The sequence below is a fragment of the Pseudomonas sp. LS44 genome (genome assembly GCF_024730785.1).
Taxonomy (GTDB): domain Bacteria; phylum Pseudomonadota; class Gammaproteobacteria; order Pseudomonadales; family Pseudomonadaceae; genus Aquipseudomonas.
In genome coordinates, this window is the sequence record NZ_CP102830.1 from 1,969,357 (window position 1) to 1,985,330 (window position 15,974).

Annotated in this window: 14 protein-coding genes; 2 read left to right on the forward strand and 12 right to left on the reverse strand. The window is 60.2% G+C overall.

What is annotated here, in order from left to right:
* Window positions 1–97 precede the first annotated feature (97 nt).
* From NVV93_RS08815 to acnB, 9 genes are all read right to left on the reverse strand, one after another.
* On the reverse strand, window positions 98–787 hold the full coding sequence (locus tag NVV93_RS08815) for a polysaccharide lyase family 7 protein (RefSeq protein WP_258254060.1): 690 nt from the start codon (window positions 785–787) through the stop codon (window positions 98–100).
* Window positions 788–1,012: 225 nt separating this feature from the next.
* Window positions 1,013–1,678, reverse strand: a complete 666-nt coding sequence (locus tag NVV93_RS08820; protein ID WP_258254061.1) for a hypothetical protein — start codon at window positions 1,676–1,678, stop codon at window positions 1,013–1,015.
* Window positions 1,679–2,219: 541 nt separating this feature from the next.
* A complete protein-coding gene (locus NVV93_RS08825; RefSeq protein WP_258254062.1) occupies window positions 2,220–4,304 on the reverse strand; it encodes a TonB-dependent receptor in 2,085 nt (694 codons plus the stop codon).
* Between the two features lie 3 nt (window positions 4,305–4,307).
* Window positions 4,308–5,615 carry a sorbosone dehydrogenase family protein gene (locus tag NVV93_RS08830; RefSeq protein ID WP_258254063.1) on the reverse strand — a complete coding sequence of 436 codons (1,308 nt, stop codon included), beginning with the start codon at window positions 5,613–5,615 and terminating at the stop codon, window positions 4,308–4,310.
* 165 nt (window positions 5,616–5,780) lie between these two features.
* Entirely contained in the window at window positions 5,781–7,019 is a 1,239-nt protein-coding gene (gene alaC, locus NVV93_RS08835) for an alanine transaminase (protein ID WP_258254064.1), read from the reverse strand.
* 135 nt (window positions 7,020–7,154) lie between these two features.
* The gene (locus NVV93_RS08840) at window positions 7,155–7,739 is read right to left on the reverse strand and encodes an ANTAR domain-containing response regulator (protein WP_258254065.1); all 585 of its coding nucleotides are present in this window, start codon (window positions 7,737–7,739) and stop codon (window positions 7,155–7,157) included.
* Complete coding sequence (locus NVV93_RS08845) at window positions 7,733–8,956, reverse strand: CmpA/NrtA family ABC transporter substrate-binding protein (protein ID WP_258254066.1); 1,224 nt, start codon at window positions 8,954–8,956, stop codon at window positions 7,733–7,735. The genes NVV93_RS08840 and NVV93_RS08845 overlap by 7 nt, the downstream gene beginning before the upstream one ends.
* A gap of 187 nt (window positions 8,957–9,143) precedes the next feature.
* Entirely contained in the window at window positions 9,144–9,353 is a 210-nt protein-coding gene (locus NVV93_RS08850) for a YgdI/YgdR family lipoprotein (RefSeq protein ID WP_258254067.1), read from the reverse strand.
* Window positions 9,354–9,491: 138 nt separating this feature from the next.
* A complete protein-coding gene (gene acnB / locus NVV93_RS08855; protein ID WP_258254319.1) occupies window positions 9,492–12,092 on the reverse strand; it encodes a bifunctional aconitate hydratase 2/2-methylisocitrate dehydratase in 2,601 nt (866 codons plus the stop codon).
* Between the two features lie 385 nt (window positions 12,093–12,477).
* Here acnB and NVV93_RS08860 point away from each other — a divergent pair, with 385 nt between their 5' ends.
* Window positions 12,478–12,954, forward strand: coding sequence for a DUF1289 domain-containing protein (locus NVV93_RS08860; protein WP_258254320.1), 477 nt, complete (start codon window positions 12,478–12,480; stop codon window positions 12,952–12,954).
* A gap of 67 nt (window positions 12,955–13,021) precedes the next feature.
* On the opposite strand, the gene NVV93_RS08865 is transcribed toward NVV93_RS08860, so the two are convergent.
* Window positions 13,022–13,885 (reverse strand): universal stress protein, encoded by an 864-nt coding sequence (locus NVV93_RS08865; protein WP_258254069.1) that lies wholly within the window; start codon window positions 13,883–13,885, stop codon window positions 13,022–13,024.
* Between the two features lie 161 nt (window positions 13,886–14,046).
* Between NVV93_RS08865 and NVV93_RS08870 the strand changes: the two genes are divergently transcribed.
* Entirely contained in the window at window positions 14,047–14,649 is a 603-nt protein-coding gene (locus NVV93_RS08870) for a tRNA-(ms[2]io[6]A)-hydroxylase (protein WP_258254070.1), read from the forward strand.
* 10 nt (window positions 14,650–14,659) lie between these two features.
* On the opposite strand, the gene lpxH is transcribed toward NVV93_RS08870, so the two are convergent.
* The gene (gene lpxH / locus NVV93_RS08875) at window positions 14,660–15,382 is read right to left on the reverse strand and encodes a UDP-2,3-diacylglucosamine diphosphatase (protein WP_258254071.1); all 723 of its coding nucleotides are present in this window, start codon (window positions 15,380–15,382) and stop codon (window positions 14,660–14,662) included.
* Window positions 15,379–15,873, reverse strand: coding sequence for a peptidylprolyl isomerase (locus tag NVV93_RS08880; protein WP_258254072.1), 495 nt, complete (start codon window positions 15,871–15,873; stop codon window positions 15,379–15,381). The genes lpxH and NVV93_RS08880 overlap by 4 nt, the downstream gene beginning before the upstream one ends.
* Between the last annotated feature and the right edge of the window lie 101 nt (window positions 15,874–15,974).

Consider the following 15,974-nt stretch of genomic DNA (forward strand, 5'->3'; position numbering starts at 1 on the left):
CGATCTCACTGCGTTTGTAATAACTGAGGCAGCGATTTTAGCCGGCCCGGTTCCGCCTTGGCGGCGTCTAAACGGACGAAATTAACGGTTTGCTGCCTTATTGGTGCGCCGCATTCAGCCAGTAGAAGGTCACCTTGCCACCTTCTGTGCTCGGCCCGTAGTTGTCCTGCACGTAAGCGCCCGCCTTGAAATACAGCAGCTGTTTGCCCCAATAGCCGCTGATGGGTTGGTAATGCGAGCCACCATCGCCGTCGCTGCTAGTCACGCGGATGCCCAGGTTGCCGCTGGGAGTCAGGCGCAGGTCGTAGCCAAAGCGCTCGCCCAGCTGGATGTTTTCGGCGATCAGAATGTTCTGCACAGTCTTGTCACCCGGACGTTTACGCAGCAATGCCTCAATCCGCCCGATACCGTTGTAGTAGTGGTATTGCAGCTTGAGCAATGGGTCGTTCTGGCTGCCGGGCTGGTCTTTGCTGTGGATCTGGCCGATGACGATTTTGTTCTTGCTCGGCACTTTTTCGACCCGCAGGACCGCGCTCAAATAGTTGTCCGCCTGGGCGTACGGCCAGTTGCTGAACGTACCATCGGCTTGGCTTTCGCGCAGTTCGCTGCGCGGGTAGATGGCATCGGCACTGTGGCTGCCGGTAACCGGCGCCCAGAACGTCACGCTGCCATCGGAATTCTGGCGAAAGTACTGGCTGCTGTAGCCATTGTTCAATCGCGCGGTGCTGATGTCGGTGGCGGCCGTCTGGCCAGGGACGCTGAGTACCCAAGTGCTGAGATCAATCACAGATGATCCTTACTAATTATCAGGAGAGAATTAAAGCTCCTATTGGTTGCGTGATCGCCGGGTAAGTTCAAAATAGTCTGACGAACGGATTGGCGGCGGGATGCCATTAAGTCGCGAGGGTGATTAAGTGGGGATTAGAGTGGTGGAGATATTTGTAGGGCGAAACGTTTTATATCGGAGTTTTTATTAGTGGAACATCCCTGTTCAACTATGGGTGAGACTTACTTATCGATGATTAAGTGCGAGCGCTTCGGCATGTTCCATACGGGCTTGCCCTTCGGTCTTGCGTCGGGAAGTTTTCCAGTCGATCAGCAAAATCATCATGGTGAAACCCGCGGCAATTAATAGCGGATATGCTACCAAGAGCTCTTGCATGCTGTACTTCCATGCCAGGGGGCGGCCAACACCGAGCATGGCAGCGTACAACCAGGATACGGCGGAAACGGTGCCGGCAAACACGGCCAAGGTCCGGGTGTTGACATCCAGTTTAAGGATGCAACCAGCCTTGTTCATGGCTGGCATGACAAGGTTGTGCAGCACATATCCATTGATGGTGAGCAGCACCACAATAAGAATCTTGGCTTGTAATTTGGGGTTGAGGAAATATTCCTGACCTTTGATTGAGGCGTCCAATCCAATAATCATCAGGCCGGTAATCCACAGGGCGCCGAGCGCAATGAGTACTGTGGTTTTGAGTTGGGCAAGGTGATGTGGATCCTGCTGGGAAGAATCATCGGTGATTAATCTTTTTATCATCGTAAAGTCGCTAACAATAACCATGCCAAGGGCTACGCAGCAAGCAATAAGATGTGAATATACGAGCGCTAAACGAATCAGCTCCATGGTTACTTCCTGCTTGGGCAGGGAAGTAAGGAAAGACAAAATTTCCATGGGAAACCTCTTTGTATCGGTTGGTTTTAGTTTGATGCTTTGTGCATCATTATTTCGCCATTCCTTCGGGGCTGTAACTTTTTCATAATCTGGCGATTATGTTTTCGTGTTTTCACAGGGAAAAAGATTCCTCGGCGCAATGATTTGCGCTGTAAGCAATATTTCTCCAAGGGGAAGCGCGAAAATGTCCGTGAGTAACAGCGCTGACGCTGCGTACTCAGGTATCGACTGAGAGGCCAGAATACCGATTTTGTTCCGACTTTGGTCTTAATGGCACCTATAAAATCGACGAGCGGAAAATTTCATGCCAGATTTTTCTGATGCCGAACTGATTGTCTTCCCCACGCTAGAGGGCCCCAAGCGGTGTTTCCTGGGCATGCGGTCAAGTAGGAAAAAAGAGCCGGATACGAGCGTTTTTTGGCGTCGTTTTTTGGAGCGATCGTTCTATTTTGGTGGGGATTTGGCGGTAAAAAGAGTGTGATTGGTCTGTATTGGTCCTTTTGATTTCCCCGAAAAAGAGGGGTGGGATCAACGAGAGCACTTAGAAGCGATATGCCGCATCCAATCCTGCGTACCAGTTCCGACTAGGCGCCGGTTCGTAGTAGCGGCCGTTACCATCGGCGACGATGACTGAGCCGATATATTGCCGGTCCAAGAGGTTGTCCAGACGTAGCGTTTGACCGAAGGTCCAGTGGTCGAGGCGCTGTTCGAGGCGGGTACGCCAGTTGAATACCGCGTAGCTCGGCGCGGGCTTGGCTCGGTTGCTGTCGTCCACATAGACCTGGCTGCGATACACGCCTTCCACCGCGCTGTTGAGGCCCTCGCGTGGTTGCCAGAGCAGTTCGCCATACAGCGTGGTGCCAGGCACGCCGGGTAGATGCTTGCCCTTGTCGACTGGCTGACCATTGCTGAGGAAATCATCGTCGTACCTGGCATCCAGCCGGGTATAGGCGAGATAACCGCGCCAGCGCTCGTTCAACTGAGTGTCCAGTGCCAGTTCGAAACCACGGCGCAGGGTGCGAGCGGCGTTCTGATAAGTCGTGCGCCCACCAAACGAAGAGGCGACCACCAGCTCGTCGTCGGTATGAATCTCAAACAGCGCCGCGTTCAGCCGGGTATTTTCGCCAAACAGTGCCTTCAGGCCGATTTCATATTGGCGACTGGTCGAAGGTTGCAGGTCAAGATTGAAGCCGCCGCCACCAGGGGAGTAGGCCAGTTCGGTGGTGGTGGGGGTTTCGAAGCCCTTGCCGGCGCTGATGTAGCCATGCAGGTCAGCCGTGAAGGCGTACATCAGGCCAATGGCCGGGGTGTTCTGCTGGTAGGTCCGGCTGCCGCTGTCGTCGCCGTTGGCGAGAAAGCGGTCGCTGACTTCTGCCTCGACGCGGTTATGGCGCACGCCGGCCTGCAAGGTCCAGTCGCCCAGGCTCCAGTTGGCCTGCAGGTAGGGATCGAGGCTGGTGATGGTGTCGATTTCGTCGCGGCGCAGGTTGCCTTTCACGCCCAGTTGGTCGCCGACGAAGTTCTCGTAACCCTGGCGGTCGTCCTCGCTGCGGTCGTAATCCAGACCGAGTACCCACTCGAACTCGCCCGGCACGGCCTCGACCGGTTGCAGCCAGCGCAGGCTGCCGCCGTGGAACTCGCGGTCGAAGTCGATCACGCCGCCGGCCTGGCGGATGGAGGCCAGCTGCACCGTGCGGGGGATCGACTGGTACTGCACGACGCGCCGGGTCCCAGCATACAGTGTGCCTTGTATGCGGGCGCCGCCGCTCGCATCGCCGAGATCGCGCTCGTAGTTAAGGCCGAGCTGCCGATGGTCGATGCTCTTGCGCGTGTCGAATTGCAGCGCTGCTGGCGCCACGGAGCGCGGGTCGGCCTGGTAGGCATCCCAACTCAGACCCAGCGGATCGTCGCTTTGCTGGTTGAGGTCGTTGTAGATCAGCGCCAGACGGTTGTCGTCGTCGGGATTGAGATTCAGCTTGGCGAAGTTCTGCTCGCGTCGGGTGGCGCTGTGGTCGCGATAGCCGTCGGTGTCGAGGCGTGAACTGTCGATGATGAAGCCGGCCTGCCGATTGCCACCTTCGGCGCTCAGACGTTGCTTGTTCAGCCCGTCGCTATCGTACGCGGTACCGGCGGAAATTTGCGGCGGACCTTCGCCGTCCCGCGAGAACAGCTGGATCACGCCACCAGCGTTGCTGCCATACATGGTCGCCATCGGCCCGCGCAGAACTTCGATGCGCTCGGCGGTATCGAGGTCGAAGGTCGCCGCCTGGCCCTGGCCGTCCGGCGTACTGGCCGGAATACCGTCGGCGATCAGCTTGATGCCGCGCACCCCGAAGGTCGACCGGGCGCCGAAACCGCGCGAGGAAATCTGCAAGTCCTGGGCGTAGTTCTGGCGGTTCTGCACCACCAGCCCCGGGACCCGTTGCAGCACCTCCGAGACGTTGATGCCCGGCTGGCCGTCGCTGATCTGCCGGCGATCCAGGCTGTCGACTGAGAACGGCAGGTCGAAGTCGGCCGCCTCGCTGCGCGAGCCGCTGACCACCAGCGGTTGCAGGTTGACGTCGGTAGCGGCGCTGGTGAGTGGAACGATTAGCAGGCTGGACAGCAACGGCAAACGATGTGGCATCGATTACTGCGCCTGGGCCGGGCTGACACGCCAGATCACGTTGCCGACGTCATCGGCCACCAACAATGCGCCTTGCTTGTCGATCACTACGCCGACCGGCCGGCCCTGCGCCTGGTCTTCGGCATTCAGGAAGCCGGACAGTACGTCGACCGGTTGGCCGTGCGGCTGGCCGTTGACGAATGGCACGAAGATCACCTTGTAGCCGCTGTGCGGGTCGCGGTTCCACGAGCCGTGCTGGCCGACGAAAAGGCCCTGCTGGAACTGCGCCGGCAGGCGGGTGCCTTCGGCGAAGGCGATGCCCAGCGAGGCGGTATGCGGACCGAGGGCGTAGTCCGGGACGATGGCCTTGGCCACCAGTTCGGGTTTCTGTGGCTGCACGCGCTCGTCGACGTGCTGACCGAAGTAGCTGTACGGCCAGCCGTAGAAGCCGCCGTCGCGCACCGAGGTGATGTAGTCGGGTACCAGGTCGCTGCCGATCTCGTCGCGCTCGTTGACTGCGGTCCACAGCGCGCCGGTGCTCGGTTCCCAGTCCAGACCGTTGGGGTTGCGCAGGCCGCTGGCGAAGATGCGCTGCTGGCCGCTGGCGCGGTCGAACTCCCAGATCGCCGCGCGACCTTCCTCAATGTCCATGCCGTTCTCGCCGACGTTGCTGTTGGAACCGACGGTGACGTACAGCTTGCTGCCGTCCTTGCTGGCGATAACGTTCTTGGTCCAGTGGTGGTTGAGCCCGGCCGGCAGGTCGATCACCTTGCTGGCGGCGGCGCTGATCTCGGTGTCGCCGTCTTTGTACGGGAAGCGCACCAGTGCATCGGCATTGGCGACGTACAGCTCGTTGCCAACCAGGGTCATGCCGAAGGGCGAGTTGAGGTCCTTGAGGAAGGTGCTGCGGGTTTCCGCCACGCCGTCGTGGTCGGCGTCGCGCAGCAGGGTGATGCGGTTGGCGCTGGGCACACCGGCGCCGGCCTTGGCCATGATCTTGCCGGCGACCCAGTCCTTCACCCCGCTGGTTTCCCGCGCCGGGGCGTTGCTCTCTGCCACCAGCACGTCACCGTTGGGTAGCACGTAGAGCCAGCGCGGGTGATCGAGGCCCTTGGCCAACGCATTGACCTGGGTGCCGGACGCCGCCACCGGGGCGGCGCCTTCGGCCCAGCCCACCGCCTTGGCGACGTTGACTGTGGGCAGCAGGGTCTTGTTCGGCTCCGGCAGCTTCGGATTCGGACCGGTACCGTCCATCACCGACAGGGTGGCGCTTTCGCCATGGGCGGCGAGGCTGGCGGCGAGGAGGGTGAGCGGGAGCAGGCGGCTGATCATCACGAAGTTCCTTTTGTGGCTGGGACTGCTAGGAGGACGGCGGTTCAGTACGGATGACGAGTGTGCCATTCGTCGGCGCAAAGCACAGTCCACAAATCCGAAAATGCGCATGCAAGAAAACGGAAAAGCCCGCACAAGGCGGGCTTTTCTGACCGAGTCTGAGGCTCAGCTGGCAGGTGCTTTGCCTTTCCCCGGGGGCGCCGGGGGTAGCAGGCCGTCGGCGCGGAACATGCCCTTGATACCGCGGATCGCCTGTCGGATGCGGTCCTGGTTCTCGATCAGGGCGAAGCGCACATGGTCATCGCCGTAGTCGCCGAAACCGATCCCCGGCGAAACGCAGACCTTGGCCTCGGCCAGCAGCTTCTTGGCGAACTCCAGCGACCCCAGATGGGCATAGGACTCGGGAATCTTCGCCCAGACGTACATCGACGCCTTGGGGTTCTCGACCATCCAGCCAATCTCGTGCAGGCCCTTGACCATCACGTTACGGCGCTGGCGGTACTGCTCGGCGATGTCGCGCACGCACTGCTGGTCGCCTTCCAGCGCGGCGATGGCGGCGACTTGCAGCGGGGTGAAGGTGCCGTAGTCGTGGTAGCTCTTGATCCGCGCCAGGGCGCTGACCAGTTCCTTGTTGCCGACCATGAAGCCGACCCGCCAGCCGGCCATGTTGTAGCTCTTCGACAGGGTGAAGAACTCCACGGCGATGTCCTTGGCGCCCGGCACCTGCATGATCGACGGCGCTTTCCAGCCGTCGTAGACGATGTCGGCGTAGGCCAGGTCGTGGATCACCAGCACGTCGTACTGTTTGGCCAGGGCCACCACGCGTTCGAAGAAGTCCAGCTCGACGCACTGCGCGGTCGGGTTGGAGGGGAAGCCGAGGATCATCATCTTCGGCTTGGGAATACTTTCGCGAATCGCCCGCTCCAGCTCGGCGAAGAAATCCACGCCGGGCACCAACGGCACCGAGCGCACCTGGGCGCCGGCGATCACCGCGCCATAGATGTGGATCGGATAGCTGGGGTTGGGCACCAGCACGGTGTCGCCATGGTCGAGGGTGGCCAGCATCAGGTGCGCCAGGCCTTCCTTGGAGCCGATGGTGACGATGGCTTCGCTTTCCGGGTCGATCTCCACCTCGTAGCGCTCGGCGTACCAGCGCGAGATGGCGCGACGCAGGCGCGGGATGCCGCGCGAGGTGGAGTAACCGTGGGTGTCTTCGCGCTGGGCGACGGTGCAGAGCTTCTCGACGATGTGCGGTGGGGTGGCACCGTCAGGGTTGCCCATGCTGAGGTCGATGATGTCCTCGCCACGGCGGCGGGCGGCCATCTTCAGCTCGGCGGTGATGTTGAAAACGTAGGGGGGGAGACGATCGATGCGCGCAAAGCGGCGCGAAGGCTGGTCAGCCATGCTTTCCTCGGATACGTAAGCGCCCGGAACCGTCCGAGCGACGTTGGCCACTGCGATGGCCAGTGGCGAAGATAAGCGGGCGCGGGGGCTTCTGTCGAGAGGGCGCTGGCAGCTTATCGCCGCGCCCGGCCCGAGCTACGCGCCGCCGCCGAGCAATTCGTGCATGGAGATGATCTGGTCGGCGACCTGCAGCAGCTTCTGCTGTTTGCTCATGGCCTGACGGCGCATCAGCGTGTAGGCCTCTTCCTCGCTGCACTGGCGCATCTTCATCAGCAGCCCCTTGGCGTGTTCCACACGCTTGCGCTCGGCCAGTTGTGCATCGCGGGCCTGCAGCTCCGCGCGTAAGGCCTGGTCGCTCTCGAAGCGGGCCATGGCGACGTCGAGAATCGGCTTCAGGCGCTGTGCCTGGATGCCTTCGACGATGTAGGCGCTTACCCCGGCGCGGATCGCCTGGCGCATCACGCCGGGGTCCTGTTCGTCGGTGAACATGACGATCGGCCGCGGCTGGTCGCGACTGACCAGCACCACCTGCTCCATGACGTCGCGCCCTGGCGAATCGCTGTCGATCAGCACCACGTCGGGGCGCACGGCGTCGACGCGCGCCGGCAGATCGATGGTCAGGCCGGATTCGTCGATGACTTCGAAGCCGGCCTCGACCAGTGCCGCCTTGAGTCGGCCGACCTTGTTCACGGTGTCGTTGATCAGGAGGATTTTCAGCATGGTGCGTTGACCCGAGAGCGCGGTTGATCGTGCAGGGCGTGCAGGGTGAAGCTGCGGGCGTAGCCGCTAGGGTCGCTGCCGTCCCAGGTTTTTCCGTCGATCAGGGTGGCGCTGCGCATTGGCTCATCCGGCACCTGGATACCCAGTGCGCAGGCGGCGTCGCGGTACAGCGCAATCTGCTGCACGTCCTGGGCCACGCCAAGGTAATCGGGATCGCTGCGCAGCAGGCCCCAGCGGCGGAACTGGGTCATGAACCACATGCCGTCGGACAGATAGGGCATGTTCACCACGCCGTCGCCATGGAAACGCAGTGGGTGGCGATCGTCCCAGCTGTTGCCCAGGCCGTCCGCGTAGTGGCCGAGGAAGCGCGGCTCGATGCTGCTCAACGGCGCGCCGACGTAGTCGCTGCCGCTGAGCAGTTGGGCGGTGCTGCGCTTGTTGGCTTCGCTGGCGTCGATGAACCGGCTGGCCTCAAGGACCGCCATGGTCAACGCGCGGGCGGTGTTGGGGAATTGCTCGACGAACTCGCGGGTGACACCGAGGACCTTCTCTGGGTGGTCGGCCCAGATCATCTGGCTGGTCGCCAGGGTAAAGCCCTGGCCTTCTTCGATGGCCAGCGCGCCCCACGGGCCGCCGGCACAGAAGCCGTCAATCCGGCCGGCCTGTAGATGGGCGACCATCTGCGGTGGCGGCACCACCACGGTGGCGACGTCGTCGAGCGGGTGGATGCCCTGGCTGGCCAGCCAGTAATACAGCCACATGGCGTGGGTGCCGGTGGGGAAGGTCTGGGCGAATGTGAGTTTTGCGCCGTTCTGGTGCACGTGTTTGGCGAGCGCTTTACGGTTGGTCACGCCGGCAGCCTTCAACGCTTGCGACAGATTGATGGCCTGACCGTTCTGGCTCAGTCCCATGAGAATGGCCATCGGCGTGGCGCTGCCGCCAATCCCCAGGTGTGCACCGTAGACCTGGCCATAGAGCATCTGCGCGGCGTCCAAGGCGCCGCTCAGCAGGCGATCGCGCAAGGTGGCCCAGGAGGCCTGACGATGCAGGTTGAGGTTCAGGCCATAGGGTTGGGCGAAGCCTTGCGTGGCCGCGACGATTAGGGAGGCGCAGTCGGTGAGCGGCATGAAGCCCAGGTCCAGAGTGCTCTTTTCCGGTGCGTCAGTGCCGGCGACCCAGGCCAGGGTGTCGTCGCGAGTAGTGCGGTGGTCGCTCATGTGCCCAGTTCCATCCTGTAACGAAAAAGCGTCATTCCTGCCAAGAAGCCAGCGGCCGGAGCGACGCCTTAGTTTGGTGCTGTTCCGCCATTGGAGACAGCTGCAGTAATGGGTTAGCAAGGCATGTGCCATGCGTGCGGGCAGAAAAAAGCCCCGCCGAAGCGGGGCTCTGGAATCGCGAGATTGCTCAGCGTTCGATCATCTGTTTCACGTTGCTTTGCGGGATCTGCTGCTTGCGGCCTTCACCGTCCTCGAACTCCAGCATGCCGGTGTCTTTATCCAGCTCCGGCTTGTCGTCGCTGGTGAGCATCTGCCCATCGGTGGTGGTGATGATGTATTCGCTGGAGCAGCCAGCAAGTGCGGCTGCGCAGAAAATGGCGAAAATCCAATGTTTCATGAACCTACTCCTAGATCGTCCAAGGGGCAGCAAATTGGCGGCCCGCGTGTGCAAGGTAAGTGCTCGCCACAGGGCTAGCAAGCCCGGAAAAAGAAAGAGCCCCGCACTAGGCGGGGCTCTTTTGATGCCAGGTAACGCTTAGGCTTGAACGACCGGGATATTGGCGTTCGCAGCGGCCTCACGGAACTCGGCGATCTGGTCGAAGCTCAGGTAGCGGTAAACGTCGGCAGCCATGCTGTCGATGTCTTTCGCGTAGACCATGTATTCCTCGACGGTCGGCAGCTTACCGGTGATGGCAGCAACAGCCGCCAGCTCCGCCGAGGCGAGGAATACGTCGGCACCATCGCCCAGACGGTTCGGGAAGTTACGGGTCGAAGTCGACACCACGGTGGAGTTGGCAGCTACGCGCGCCTGGTTACCCATGCACAGCGAGCAGCCCGGCATTTCCATGCGCGCGCCGGCTTTACCGTAGATGCCGTAGTAGCCTTCTTCGGTCAGCTGGTGAGCGTCCATCTTGGTCGGCGGCGACAGCCACAGACGAGTCGGGATGCCACCTTTGACTTTCTCGAGCAACTTACCGGCAGCGCGGAAGTGGCCGATGTTGGTCATGCAGGAACCGATGAACACTTCGTCGATCTTCTGACCTTGGACGCTGGACAGCAGACGGGCATCGTCCGGATCGTTCGGCGCGCAGAGCACGGGCTCTTTCACTTCGCTCAGATCGATCTCGATGATCTCGGCGTACTCGGCGTCCTTGTCGGCTTCCATCAGCTGCGGGTTGGCCAGCCAGGCTTCCATCGCTTGGGCGCGACGCTCCATGGTGCGCGCATCGCCGTATCCTTCGCTGATCATCCAGCGCAGCAGGGTGATGTTGGACTGCAGGTACTCGGCAACCGCTTTTTCCGGCAGCTTGATGGTGCAACCTGCAGCAGAGCGCTCGGCCGAGGCGTCAGACAGTTCGAAAGCTTGTTCGACGGTCAGCTCGTCCAGACCTTCGATCTCGAGGATGCGGCCGGAGAAGGCGTTCTTCTTGCCTTTCTTCTCGACGGTCAGCAGGCCCTTCTGGATGGCGTAGTAAGGGATGGCATGGACCAGGTCACGCAGGGTGATGCCTGGTTGCAGTTTGCCCTTGAAGCGCACCAGAACCGATTCCGGCATGTCCAGCGGCATCACGCCAGTCGCGGCAGCGAAGGCGACCAGGCCGGAACCGGCCGGGAAGGAGATACCGATCGGGAAGCGGGTGTGCGAGTCACCACCGGTACCAACGGTATCCGGCAGCAGCATACGGTTCAGCCAGCTGTGGATGATGCCGTCACCCGGACGCAAGGACACGCCACCACGGTTGCGCATGAAATCTGGCAGGGTGTGGTGGGTGGTGACGTCGATCGGCTTCGGATAGGCCGCGGTGTGGCAGAAGGACTGCATCACCAGGTCGGCAGAGAAGCCCAGGCAAGCCAGGTCTTTCAGCTCGTCGCGGGTCATCGGGCCCGTGGTGTCCTGGGAGCCGACGGTGGTCATCTTCGGCTCGCAGTATGTGCCCGGACGCACGCCGGCTACGCCGCACGCCTTGCCGACCATCTTCTGCGCCAGGGTGAAGCCCTTGCTGCTTTCTGCTGGTTGCTCTGGCTTGGCGAACAGATCAGAGGAGGGCAGGCCCAGTTCGGCGCGCGCCTTCTCGGTCAGGCCACGGCCGACGATCAGCGGAATACGGCCGCCAGCACGTACTTCGTCGAGCAGTACTGGGGTCTTCAGTTCGAAGGTGGCCAGAACTTCTTCGGTGTTGTACTTGGTGACTTTACCGGCGTACGGGTAGACGTCGATCACGTCGCCCATGTTCAGGTTGGCAACGTCGAACTCGATCGGCAGGGCGCCGGCATCTTCCATGGTGTTGTAGAAGATGGGAGCGATTTTGTTACCGAAGCAGAAACCGCCAGCGCGCTTGTTCGGCACGTTGGGGATGTCGTCGCCGAAGAACCACAGCACCGAGTTGGTAGCGGATTTACGGGAAGAACCGGTACCGACCACGTCGCCAACGTAGGCAACCGGGAAGCCTTTGGCCTTAACAGCTTCGATCTGCTTCAGCGGACCGGTAACGCCGTGTTCTTGCGGCTCGATGCCGTCGCGGGTCATTTTCAGCATGGCCAGGGCGTGCAGCGGAATGTCCGGGCGCGACCAGGCATCCGGCGCCGGCGACAGGTCGTCGGTGTTGGTTTCGCCAGGAACCTTGAATACGGTCAGGGTAATTTTGTCGGCCAGTGCCGGCTTGTTCTTGAACCACTCGCCCTCGGCCCAGGATTTCAGTACGGCTTGGGCGTTGGCGTTGCCGTTCTTGGCGCGCTCGGCGACATCGTGGAAAGCGTCGAACATCAGCAGGGTGTGCTTCAGCTGTTCGGCAGCGGCGGTCGACAGCTCGGCGCTGTCCAGCAGCTCAATCAGAGTGGCGATGTTGTAACCGCCCTGCATGGTGCCCAGCAGCTCAACGGCATGTTGCTTGTTGATTAGCGGGGAGCTGACTTCGCCTTTGGCAATGGCGGAAAGGAAGCCGGCTTTGACATAAGCGGCTTCGTCCACGCCCGGCGGGATACGGTTGGTGATCAGGTCCAGAAGGACAGACTCTTCACCAGTCGGAGGATTCTTCAGCAGCTCGACCAGGCCTGCAGTTTGTTCGGCGTTCAGCGGCTGAGGGACGATACCCTGAGCGGCACGCTCTTCAATATGTTTGCGATAGGCTTCAAGCACAGTAATTACCCTCATCAGTGGTCCCAAAGGGTGTCCGGGACGCATTCAGGAAACCGCTAAACACATCCGCGCAACAGCTTTATGAGCTGCGAACGATGGTTTCAGTGGCTCCATCCAGAAGCTGTTTTCAAAGTTTTACGCTGCAGGATGAGGGATGGCGCAGGTTCGGAGCTCGAAACCAGCGCCAGTATCTTCCTGGCGGAAACAACTGTGCTCGTGACGCTTTGAAAACAGCTTCCAACGGACATCTACGCCTAAAAGGCGGAGGGATTCTACTGGAAAGGACCGGCAAAGTTAAGCGTAAACCCGCATGGAAACTGAGGTGACCCTGCCTGGGCAACGGGCTAAAATGCCGGCCTGTTCCGCTGCCCATTGCCTATCGATCATGTCCAACCAGCGCATCAAGACTCCCTGTGTAGGCCTTTGCTCTACGGTGTATGGCGATCTGGTCTGCCGTGGCTGCAAGCGCTTTCACCACGAAGTAGTCAACTGGAACGCCTACAGCGAGGAAGAAAAACGCGCGGTCTGGCAGCGTTTGGAGATCCTTCTGGCCCAGGTCATGGAAGCCAAGCTGGATGTATTCGATGCCGCGCGCCTACGCAATCAACTTGAACAGCGCAAAATCCGCTTCGTCCCCGAGCAGTCGCCTTACTGCTGGGCATATCAGCTGATCGCGCGGGGCGCACGGGTGATCAGCCAGTTGGACGCCTATGGGATGGCTCTGCTGCCAGAGTTCCGCGATTGGGCGCTGCCGGAGCTGCGCGATGCCATTGATCGGGAGTTCTTTCTGCTCTCCGAAGCGCATTACGATCGTTACATCGCGCCGCGTTTTCTTCTCGAAGGCATGGAAAAGCGCGTCTGATGCACTGATTAAAGGCATGACAAGGCCGCCTTTGTTGGCGGCTTTGTCATGTTTGGTGCGCGCTTGATCAGTGCTGCGCTACCAGTTCCTCGAGATGGGCAATGATGGCGTCCGGTTTGAGAACCAGCACATCGCTTTCCAGGGTGTCGAGCACTACCTCGGCTGTATTGCCGATCAGTACCCCTGACAGACCGCTGCGGGCAACGGTGCCGATAACCGTCACTGCCGCGCCGAGCTGGTGGGCGATGTAGGGAATCAGCACATCGGCCGGGCCCTCTTCGACATGCAGATGCTGGTCGTCGATTGAATATTCTGTCTGGAAGCCAAGGCACTGCTCGCGATAACGCGATTCGATGGTTTCTTTGAGCTGAAATACCGGGTCGGCGGCCGACAGCATTGGTGACGGATGGGCGGCAATGACGTGCAGATCGGCTTTGGCCAGCGCGGCAATCTCGTGGGCGTGGCTAACGATGCTGGAGTGCAGGGTGCGATGTTCGCTGTCTGAGTTCCCGACATCGACGGCTGCCAAAATCGTCCCGCCAGTCCAGGGTTTTTCGCTTTTCACCATCAATACCGGGCAAGGGCAGTGCCGCAAAAGCTTCCAGTCGTCCGGAGTGAGCAGGGCTTTTTTCAGCGGATTGTCCGGCAGATGCCGCTTTATCACCAGGCCGCAGCCTTCGGCCTGCTGTGCGCTGATGATGGTTTGGTACTCGGTCTCATGCCACGCCTGTTGGCTGGAAACGCTATAGCCGTCGAGTTGGAGGGATGCACTGACTTGGTCAAGGAAGGGAGTGTGGTCGCTTTTTTTATCGCAAATCAGAAGATGCAGATGCGATTGGGTGACGCTGGAAATCAGTTTGGCTCGCTTGATTGCCCAGCCTTCTGACTCGTCGGGTTCCATTAATACAAGAATGCTGCGTATTGCTTGCATGGTCGTCATCTCCCTGGAATCTACTGATTGCACTGTAGTAGGTGTCAGGTTCGTGCGTTTTTGATCTAAATCAACGCACCGCTGGCCGTCCTGGCTTGCATTCGTATAATGGCCCGCCCTGACGTCCTCTGCCAGCGCCACCGTAGCGCCCTCGTGAGCCCATGCAACTGCTTCCGGAAATCGAAAACTTCCTGCTTTGTCCTACGCCAGACGCCTGGATTGCTCAGGCTTTGGCTAATCAGGACTTGCTATTGATCGACCATGCTAATTGCGAGAAAAAGGCTGCATCGACAGCTATTACGCTACTGTTTCGTTACGTCGAAAAGGCCGATTTGCAAGACAAATTGTCTCGATTGGCGCGCGAGGAGTTACGTCATTTCGAGCAGGTGGCTGCGCTGATGAAGAAGCGCGGTGTCCGTTATCGGCCCGTCAGCGCATCGCACTATGCTCAGCGGCTGCACAAACATATGCGCAGTTCAGAGCCGCATAAGTTGATCGACACATTGATTGTTGGGGCCTTCATCGAGGCGCGCTCTTGTGAGCGTTTTTTCCGTTTGGCACCACATCTCGATGAGGAGCTGGGCAAGTTCTATCGCTCGTTGCTCAAGTCAGAGGCGCGGCATTACCAGGGCTATCTGCAGATGGCTCAGGCTTATACCGATGGACCGATCGATGAGCGCATTGCCTATTTTGCCGAGGTGGAGCGAGAGGCGATTCTGACTCCGGATACCGAGTTCCGCTTCCACAGCGGCGCCGCTGCCTGAGTCGATCGATTCAGGCCAGCTCAAACGGCGCTTGGTGAAAACCGCTCGCGTCGACCTGTAGCGCCCAGCCCTGTTTATCCCAGTCGCCTAAGACGATGCGTTGTGCAGCGTTGCCATTGATCTGCAGCGGATGGATGGCGGGGCGGTGCGTATGCCCGTGAATCAGCGTTTTCACCCCGCTGGCGGCCATGATACGCGGCACTTCATCCTGGGTGACGTCGGTGATTTCGCTGGCTTTCATACGCGTTTGCATGCGGCTTTCCTGGCGTAGCTTGCGAGCCAGTTTCTGTCTCGTCGCTAATGGCAAGTGGCGCAAAACCCATAAGGTCAGCGGGTTGCGCAGCCAGCGACGCAGGCGCATGTATGCCGCATCCTGAGTGCACAAGCTGTCGCCATGCATGAGCAATACCGGCTCGCCGTACAGTTGGACGAGACTGGGATCGGTTAACAGTGTGCAGCCTGCTTGGCGGCAAAATTCCGCGCCAATCATGAAGTCACGGTTGCCGTGCATCAGGTAAATCTGCGTGCCGCCATCGCTGAGCAGGCGCAGTGCCTGGGTGATGGAGCGTTGGAAGGGAGTCATGGCGTCGTCGCCAATCCACGCCTCGAAAAAATCGCCAAGGATGTATAGCGCTTCGGCCTGGCTGGCGCGCGCGGCAAGAAAGTGCAGGAGCGCCCGGGTGATATCCGGGCGCTCCTCTTCGAGATGCAGGTCGGAGATCAGCAGGATCAAGCGACGATCTCGGCCTTCTCGATGATTACGTCGTCAACCGGCACGTCCTGGTGGCCGGAGCGCATCGTGGTGGCAACACCTTTGATCTTGTTCACAACATCCATGCCTTCGACGACTTCGCCGAACACGGTGTAGCCCCAGCCCTGAACGGTCGGTGCGCTGTGATCGAGGAAAGTGTTGTCAGAGACGTTGATGAAAAATTGCGCGGAAGCCGAATGCGGTTCCATGGTGCGGGCCATGGCAACGGTGCCGACTTTGTTCGATACGCCGTTGTTGGCTTCATTCTTGATGGATGCGCGAGTGGCTTTTTGTTTCATGCCTGGTTCGAAGCCGCCGCCCTGGATCATGAAGTTGCTGATTACGCGGTGGAAAACGGTGTTGTCGTAATGACCAGCCTTCACATACTCCTCGAAGTTGGCCACGGTTTCCGGCGCTTTGTCGGCGAACAGATTGAGGGTGATGACGCCGTAGTTGGTATGTAGTTTGATCATGATGAAATCGCTCTATCGGAAAAATCGAAGGCCTGTCAGGGGGTTGACTGCTTCGGCTATGATAAGCGCTTTGATTTGACCGGCCTACCCTGAGCCGTGCA